Here is a 7,595-nt window from a genome sequence, read left to right as displayed (position 1 = left end):
TAAATACAGCAGCACTTGACGCAGAGCGTTATTTAGCAACTTTAGAATAATTTTTAAAAAAAATTAAGTAAATACAGCAGCACTTGACGCAGAGCGTTATTTAGCAACTTTAGAATAATTTTTAAAAAAAATTAAGTAAATACAGCAGCACTTGACGCAGAGCGTTATTTAGCAACTTTAGAATAATTTTTAAAAAAAATTAAGTAAATACAGCAGCACTTGACGCAGAGCGTTATTTAGCAACTTTAGAATAATTTTTAAAAAAAATTAAGTAAATACAGCAGCACTTGACGCAGAGCGTTATTTAGCAACTTTAGAATAATTTTTAAAAAAAATTAAGTAAATACAGCAGCACTTGACGCAGAGCGTTATTTAGCAACTTTAGAATAATTTTTATTTAAATAAATTTAATTAGTGAATTTGTGGTAAGTTTTTTAACCACGAATTCACTAATTTTTTTGTAGTTGAAGTAAAACCAATTTTTTTTAGAAATCATTTTGATTCATAAAATTTGTGGTTTTTTAAAAACTATCGCATCGTTTTTTTCATTAAAACAGCATTGTCACTGAATTTTGCCAAATCAATTTTAGGTTCGCCAAAAATTTGTAATTCAGATTTTCCTGAAGCGTTAATTGTGGCATTGGTATTCACAAAAATACTTCCAGAAGCATAACTTTCCAAAGTAATTTCGGCGGTTTGAGCAGTAAGATTTTTCCCTGTAAAATTAGCGTTGTTGTCTAAGCGAAGTTTTAATTCTACTGCGTCACCTTCTATGTTAGCAGTTGCTTTTTGGTACATGTCAAATTTTAGTGTTTGCGCGGAAATTAAAGCTTTCATATTACTATTTTTACTCAATTCAACTGCAGCAATTTCGGCTTTTGCATTGAGTTCGAGCTTTGATCTATCATTGGCAAAAACGGTAAACAATCTCGATTTTACGTTGAGAAAAAGTTTCACATAATCAAAAGTTTTAAAAGTAATATTGTCTAAATTTAATTCGGACAAAGCGCTAACCGTTACCTCATCTTTTGCGGTAATTAACTTTAAATCATCGGTATAAACTATTTTAACACTCAATTTTTTAAAATTTGTGGCTTTTTTATTGGTCGAAAGATATAGCGTTCCAGCGGTAACATCTGCCACAATAATTTCGTGTAAGTTATCATCTGCTTCAATTTCTAAAGCTGGTGTGGTTCCTTTTTCAAGAAAAATTTCGAGGTTGTCCGTTACCTGAATATTCTTAAAAGATTGTATTTCTTTGGGTTCGATGGCGACGGTTTTAGTACCTTTAATTTTTTCTTTATTTTGAGCAATTGCAAGGGTTGAGATAAAAAATACGGTAAAGAGTAAAATTTTTTTCATTCGGATACTTGTTTTCACAAATATAAAAAAACGTGGAAACTGTGCGAATTTTAGCTTTTGTTTTTATGCAAAAAAAATCCCGGCTAAAAAACCGGGATTGAATTTTTATTTCTGCGAAACACTTCCGCCGGAACTTTCCGATTTTTCGATGTTAACTGGTTGTCCGAAAAAATCTATCGAAGCCCCGCTTGAAGCATCAGCTTTTAATTTTTTCAGTACTTTAACATTTATTGAACTTCCACTTGAAGCCGATGCTTTTACTTCGTTCGCTACTAAATTTAGTGCATCGATAGAACTTCCGCTTGAGGAATCAAAATCAGCATTTAAAGCTTTACCAGAAATTTCGATGGTGCTGCCGCTACTGCTTTCGACGCGTAACTTATGGGCTTCTATTTCGGTTTCAATATTGCCTCCGCTAGAAGTTTCAACTACTAAATCTTCCGAAATTAATACCGATTTTCCGTTAATTTTCGAAGCACTTGTGGAATTTAAATAGGAAACTTCAGGGATTTTTACGTGCACAATCATCGTGGCGTTGTTCAAACTGTTATATGATGTTGAAATCTCTAAAGTTTCGTTTACCACTTTAGTCTGAATTTGATCTTTGATATTATCATCTGCTTCAACAATCACTTCCTGATTTTCAGCTTGTTCAATCATCACTATTATACCGCTTGAAACATCTACTCCAGTAAATTTTTCTACCGTTCGGTTCTCTTTCACAATGTTGCCACTTCCTTCAATTGATTTATGACAAGAGTTAAAAAACAGGGCAAACATGATTGCGACTAAAAATTTTAAGAGATAAACTATTATTCGTGCCATAATTTTATCGTTGAATGGTTACACCTTTTTCTGTGATTTCGAGTCTTTTTATTTTTCCGTCAGCATCTCTGGTTTCTTGCGGAATTTCTGGAACAACTTCCACCGTTAAGCTATCTTGCACCATAGGTTCTTTTGCTTGTATTTCTTCGGGAACTAATACTTCGCAATTTAAACATTTTACTTGAGAATCAATTACTTGATAAGTATTATTAGAATCGTACCATAAATCAAAGAAACTATCGTCGCTATAATCAAAATCTTTTACCGAAGCATCTGGTTTAAAATACATCCCGTTTGGCAAATAAAGGTAGATTTTAATTTCTTGGTTGCGGTATTTATTCGCCATATCGGTTAACAGATAATTGTCTAAAATCAACTCGTTTCCGATAATTTGGTAATTGTATTCAATTTTTTCGGCTCTTGATCTTGCTTCCGCAAAACTTTTTCCGTCGGCTTGTTTTTCAATTTGAATGTAAGGTTTTGCGCCTTCGGCTTTCATGATGTATAAGCCAATATTGTTAGAATAAATTTTTTCAACTCCAGCAGAATCTTGTACAAATCTAAAATCGTGAGTGGTTCTATAATGATTTTTGGCATAATAATCATTGTGTTTGAAACGAATTTTTAAAGTATCATTTGCTGGAAAATCAAAAGTTTTTCTTTCAATTTTTTTGGAATCGTAAGCACTGTTTTTGGCCTGATTTGCTGCTATGAACATCAACACGCCAACCGAAATAATCCACAATGCTAGAAGCGTATATTTGGCAGTATTTCCTATGGATTTCATGTTTTTTACTAGTAATTTCAATCCTAAAATCAAAAGGAAGAAAAACGGAATTCCTACAGCTCCTAAAGTGGCCAAACCAATGGTCCAGAGTGGAAAATCAGTAAAGTTTTGAATGTATTTTTGCCAAGGATAATCCACCATTGAAAGAGATCCAGCACTTAAAAATCCGATTATCATAGACACCAACGTAATGGACGAAAAAACAATTAGAAAAATTCCAATAATTTTGCCAATGATTGAAAAAATCTTCAAGAAAATATCGCCTATGGTATCCCCTACTTTTTTGCTGGTAGATCTTACTTGGTTACCCATTTTGTCATAATCAAGATTACTGAATTTTTGCGAAACCATGTCAAATTCTTCACGCACTTTTTTTTCTATGTTAGAAATGGTCACAGGCTCCCCCGTCATTTCTAATTTTTCTGCAGTGGTATTGGCAGCCGGCATTAAAATCCATAAAATGAGATAAATTAATAATCCGGTTCCAAAACCAAAAAATAAAATCACCATTAAAATTCTGAGCCACAACGCGTCAATACCAAGGTAATGACCAATCCCTGCCAAAACACCACCAATCATATTATTGTCTTTGTCGCGGTATAATTTTTTGGTGCGTTTTCCCGCCGCATAATTGTAATTTCTATCAGGTTGTGCTTCATCGTCAATGCGGTAATCTTCGGGTTCGCCCATCACGGCAATGATTTCTTCCACATCTTTAATCGAAACCACTTGGCGATCACCTTTAATTTTTTCCGAAAGAATTTCTCCAATTCGCATTTCGATATCTTTCATAATTTCGTCTTTACCGGTCGAATTGGTAAGCGAGCGTTTTACGGCATCGAAATAACGACTAAGTTTTTGATAAGCGTCTTCGTCTATGTGAAAAAAGACACCTCCTAAATTAATGTTGACTGTTTTATTCATGATGGTTTAGTTTTGGCTGGTTATAATGTTTACGGCATCTGAAAGTTCTGTCCAGGTTCCGTTTAATTCTTTTAAAAATTGTTTTCCTAATTCGGTTAACCCGTAGTATTTTCGTGGTGGTCCCGAAGTTGATTCTTCCCAACGGTAGTTGAGTAATCCGTCGTTTTTTAACCTTGTTAATAAAGGGTAAACAGTACCTTCCACAACAAGGAGTCGCGCGTTTTTCAATGTGTCAAGAATTTCTGAAGTATAAGCGTCTTTTTCTTTTAAGACTGATAAGATGCAAAATTCTAGAACACCTTTGCGCATTTGGGCTTTAGTGTTTTCAATATTCATAAGTACTTTTAAATTTTAATTAAACTGTTCATTTTTTGATTGATGATTGATGATTTATTTTGATGATTTATTTTGAACTTGTCATTGTCTTTGTCATTGAAAGTGTCAATTTAAGATTTTGCTTCTGTAGCCAAATCAAGTTCCGGCTGAACATTATTCGTTTTCAAGAAATTGATGGTAAACGGATAGCGATAAAATTCGCCGTTTGCTGTTTTTACTGAAGCATAAATTATAAGCACAAATTCAGCGATTTTTAATACGGAAAATAAAAATATGATAGTGATTCCTAAAGCAAGGATGCCGGTAATATTATCGATGTTAAAATATTGCTCAACATTTTCTTCGTTTAAAATCGCTTCAAAAGGAATATTTCCTACAACACTATAAATAAATGTTGGGATGGCAATCATCGCCAAAATCAAAGAGTATAATAACAAACTCAACTGAAAATTGATGCATTGCTTTCCGCTGTGGTCAATGATATCACCTTCTTTTTTGGCTGATGACCAAATGATAATTGGGAAAATAAAATTTCCGAAAGGAATAAAATACTGCGATAACGCACTTAAATGGGTTAAAGCTCCTGTTGTTTTTTGATTTGATGTTGTCATGATGATAACGTATATAATAATATCCTATGCAAATATATATCTAAAAAACAGTATCTTGTTTTGCATAGTACCTAAATTTAACAATATATTAACATTTAGAAAAACATTATCTTGGCGTATTCCTTTGTTAATCAACTATAAAACAATTTTACAATTATTTTGTATTTTTCATATAATTGCTTTTTTTGCTACTCAAATGCAAAATATTATCTTTATCAGAAACAATTATCCATGAAATTCACGGCTTCTAACCTCAATAAATTTTTATTTTTCAAATTGCCTTCTGCATTTATTTGTGGCGTCAGGGTAAAATCTATTGATTCCAATTCTTGCATTGCAACCGTTAAACATCGATGGATTAACCAAAACCCGTTTAATTCTATGTATTTCGCTGTTCAAGCAATGGCTGCTGAATTAACCACAGGTGCTTTGGTTATGCTTCATATTCGCAAAAGCGGCAAAAAAATATCAATGTTAGTAGCCAATAACAAAAGTAATTTTACCAAAAAAGCAACTGGAAGAGTTTTTTTTACTTGTAAAGACGGTCATTTAATTAAAGAAGCTATACAAAAGACTATTGAAACTGGCGAAGGTCAAACCTTTTGGATGAAATCTATTGGCGTTAACGAAAAAGGCGAACAAGTTTCAGAACTTGATTTTGAATGGAGCATACGAGTCAAATAAATTCCAATTTTTCAAATTCTAAATGCTAAGGGGAGAAAATTCCATATTCCAAATTCCAGATATACAAATCAAAATAAACTCCAAATCTGTGGCAAAATTTACTCCTAAACCTTCCTTAATTAACATTTAATTTCATGAATTGCTTCGTAAATTTGAATAAAGTCTAAATTTTTAAGCCATGAAAATACTAGTTACTGGGGCAACAGGTTTGATAGGAAGCCAACTCGTTTCACAATTATTGAAAGAAAATTACAGCGTTAACTTTCTTACTACTAATAAGGACGAAATTATTTCTGAAGCTAATCATCAAGGATTTTACTGGAATCCGCAAAAAGGTATTATTGATACCAATGCCATTGCAGGAGTTCATGCAGTAATTCATTTGGCGGGAGCCTCCATTTCAAAACGTTGGACTTCAAAAAATAAACAAGCCATTATTGAAAGCAGAACTTTATCCACAAATTTATTGTACAAAACCATCAAAACGGCCAATCACGAAATCCGCCAAATCATCTCCGCTTCGGCAATTGGCATTTACCCTAACAGTTTGCAAAAATTTTACACCGAAGATGAAACCGCTGTTGATGCTTCGTTTTTAGGAAATGTAGTGGTAAAATGGGAACAAGCCGTTGACAATTTTAAACGATTAAACATCAACGTGTGTAAAATTCGTACCGGATTGGTACTTTCCGAAAAAGGCGGCATGCTTCCGGAAATTTTAAAACCCATCAAGTTAGGAGTCGGTTCGCCCATGGGTTCTGGTAAACAATGGCAATCTTGGATTCACATCAACGATTTGGTTGGCATTTATCTTTTTGCCTTAAAAAATAAATGGAATGGCGTTTATAATGCCACAGCACCAAATCCTGTTACCAATAAAGAACTCACGGCTTCGGTTGCCAAAACAATAAACAAACCGTTTTTTATGCCAGCTATTCCTACCTTTATGCTCAAACTCATTTTAGGCGAAATGCATATTTTATTAGTTTCTTCGCAAAAAGTAGATTCGGCAAAAGCAGTTTCGCAAGGATATCGGTTTCAATTTCCCCAGCTCAAAGAAGCCCTACGCAATTTATTAAAATAAAAAAAAGCCTTGTCGTTAAACAAAGCTTTTTCTTGAGGGTGAATTAACAATTTATTTCTTAGCTGTAACGCTAACCTTAAGTTCAATTTCGTCGTTGATGAACTTGTCACCAAGATTGTCGAAAACAGATTTCGACCCGTAATTAACATTCCATTCCGTTCTGTTAATTGCAAAAGTTTCGCTGGTAATGGTTACTGTATCACCGTTAACGGCTACAGTCGCAGGGAATTTAACATTTTTAGTCACACCTTTCAAAGTCAAGTTACCTTCCACGTTTGTCTTTCCGTTTTCAGTAACCGCTTTAGTTAACTCAAAAGTTCCCGTTGGATATTTTTTCACATTAAAAAACTCATCTTCAGCTTCCGGTTTTCCGGTTCCTTTCAAATGCGCTTCCAAACCTTGTTTCTCCTCACCTGTCAAATCCGTAACCATAATAGAGTTCATATCAATTACAAATTTTCCGCTTTCTAACTGATCCCCTTTTACAGCCACAGTACCTTCACTAACCGAAATTGTTCCAGTATGTTTCCCCGTAGGTTTACTACCAGACCATTCAATTTTGCTGTTTGCAGCATCCACATTATAAGTTACAGCTTCAGCCGAAGCCTCTTTCACCTCAGCAGCTTCACCAGCTTCCGAAGTTTTATCACCTTTACAAGAAACGGTCAAACCCAACGTTGCCGCCATAAAAAAAGTAAGAATACGGTTTTTCATAAATTTGGTTTTATTAAGTTGACACAAACTTATCAAAACAAATTGCCAAACTATCTTAAAAAAATGATAAAACTAACTTTGTTAAGGAGCAAACACGCCAGTGAATTGTTTAAACTTCGGCCCGTGATACACTTCAATCTTCGCTTGCCATTTTTTTTAGTGAAAATGCCAAGTAAGGATTTACGTTGCTCCCGGGGCTAAACCCAATCGTTATTTTGTATTTTAAAATTTCGGGATTTGTATTGCGGAAAAGCGTCGTTTTCAAAAA

General features: G+C 33.9%; 8 protein-coding genes. 2 read left to right on the top strand and 6 right to left on the bottom strand.

Annotated features, from left to right (window positions below):
- Positions 1-528: 528 nt before the first annotated feature.
- The 5 genes from GV828_RS05010 to GV828_RS04990 all read right to left on the bottom strand — a co-directional run bounded on the left by GV828_RS05010 (position 529) and on the right by GV828_RS04990 (position 4,845).
- On the bottom strand, positions 529-1,362 hold the full coding sequence (locus GV828_RS05010) for a GIN domain-containing protein (RefSeq protein ID WP_166536381.1): 834 nt from the start codon (positions 1,360-1,362) through the stop codon (positions 529-531).
- A 105-nt stretch (positions 1,363-1,467) separates the two neighbouring features.
- Positions 1,468-2,187 carry a head GIN domain-containing protein gene (locus GV828_RS05005; protein ID WP_166536380.1) on the bottom strand — a complete coding sequence of 240 codons (720 nt, stop codon included), beginning with the start codon at positions 2,185-2,187 and terminating at the stop codon, positions 1,468-1,470.
- A 4-nt stretch (positions 2,188-2,191) separates the two neighbouring features.
- Positions 2,192-3,898 carry a PspC domain-containing protein gene (locus GV828_RS05000; RefSeq protein WP_166536379.1) on the bottom strand — a complete coding sequence of 569 codons (1,707 nt, stop codon included), beginning with the start codon at positions 3,896-3,898 and terminating at the stop codon, positions 2,192-2,194.
- A 6-nt stretch (positions 3,899-3,904) separates the two neighbouring features.
- Positions 3,905-4,234 carry a PadR family transcriptional regulator gene (locus GV828_RS04995; RefSeq protein WP_166536378.1) on the bottom strand — a complete coding sequence of 110 codons (330 nt, stop codon included), beginning with the start codon at positions 4,232-4,234 and terminating at the stop codon, positions 3,905-3,907.
- Between the two features lie 110 nt (positions 4,235-4,344).
- On the bottom strand, positions 4,345-4,845 hold the full coding sequence (locus GV828_RS04990; protein WP_166536377.1) for a DUF4870 domain-containing protein: 501 nt from the start codon (positions 4,843-4,845) through the stop codon (positions 4,345-4,347).
- A 231-nt stretch (positions 4,846-5,076) separates the two neighbouring features.
- Here GV828_RS04990 and GV828_RS04985 point away from each other — a divergent pair, with 231 nt between their 5' ends.
- Together GV828_RS04985 and GV828_RS04980 are read left to right on the top strand one after the other, a co-directional pair.
- Positions 5,077-5,529, top strand: a complete 453-nt coding sequence (locus GV828_RS04985; protein WP_166536376.1) for a DUF4442 domain-containing protein — start codon at positions 5,077-5,079, stop codon at positions 5,527-5,529.
- A 178-nt stretch (positions 5,530-5,707) separates the two neighbouring features.
- On the top strand, positions 5,708-6,613 hold the full coding sequence (locus tag GV828_RS04980) for a TIGR01777 family oxidoreductase (RefSeq protein WP_166536375.1): 906 nt from the start codon (positions 5,708-5,710) through the stop codon (positions 6,611-6,613).
- A 51-nt stretch (positions 6,614-6,664) separates the two neighbouring features.
- On the opposite strand, the gene GV828_RS04975 is transcribed toward GV828_RS04980, so the two are convergent.
- Positions 6,665-7,327, bottom strand: a complete 663-nt coding sequence (locus tag GV828_RS04975; RefSeq protein ID WP_166536374.1) for a YceI family protein — start codon at positions 7,325-7,327, stop codon at positions 6,665-6,667.
- Between the last annotated feature and the right edge of the window lie 268 nt (positions 7,328-7,595).

The organism is Flavobacterium ichthyis (assembly GCF_009915155.1).
Taxonomy (GTDB): Bacteria; Bacteroidota; Bacteroidia; order Flavobacteriales; family Flavobacteriaceae; genus Flavobacterium; species Flavobacterium ichthyis.
The sequence above is the reverse complement of the archived record's forward strand: the minus strand, read 5'-3'. Positions and strand labels throughout refer to the sequence as shown.

Bases quoted from the DNA above. Each gene is read 5' to 3' on its own strand.
- GV828_RS05010 (WP_166536381.1), bottom strand. From the start codon at position 1,362: ATGAAAAAAATTTTACTCTTTACCGTATTTTTTATCTCAACCCTTGCA.
- GV828_RS05005 (WP_166536380.1), bottom strand. From the start codon at position 2,187: ATGGCACGAATAATAGTTTATCTCTTAAAATTTTTAGTCGCAATCATG.
- GV828_RS05000 (WP_166536379.1), bottom strand. From the start codon at position 3,898: ATGAATAAAACAGTCAACATTAATTTAGGAGGTGTCTTTTTTCACATA.
- GV828_RS04995 (WP_166536378.1), bottom strand. From the start codon at position 4,234: ATGAATATTGAAAACACTAAAGCCCAAATGCGCAAAGGTGTTCTAGAA.
- GV828_RS04990 (WP_166536377.1), bottom strand. From the start codon at position 4,845: ATGACAACATCAAATCAAAAAACAACAGGAGCTTTAACCCATTTAAGT.
- GV828_RS04985 (WP_166536376.1), top strand. From the start codon at position 5,077: ATGAAATTCACGGCTTCTAACCTCAATAAATTTTTATTTTTCAAATTG.
- GV828_RS04980 (WP_166536375.1), top strand. From the start codon at position 5,708: ATGAAAATACTAGTTACTGGGGCAACAGGTTTGATAGGAAGCCAACTC.
- GV828_RS04975 (WP_166536374.1), bottom strand. From the start codon at position 7,327: ATGAAAAACCGTATTCTTACTTTTTTTATGGCGGCAACGTTGGGTTTG.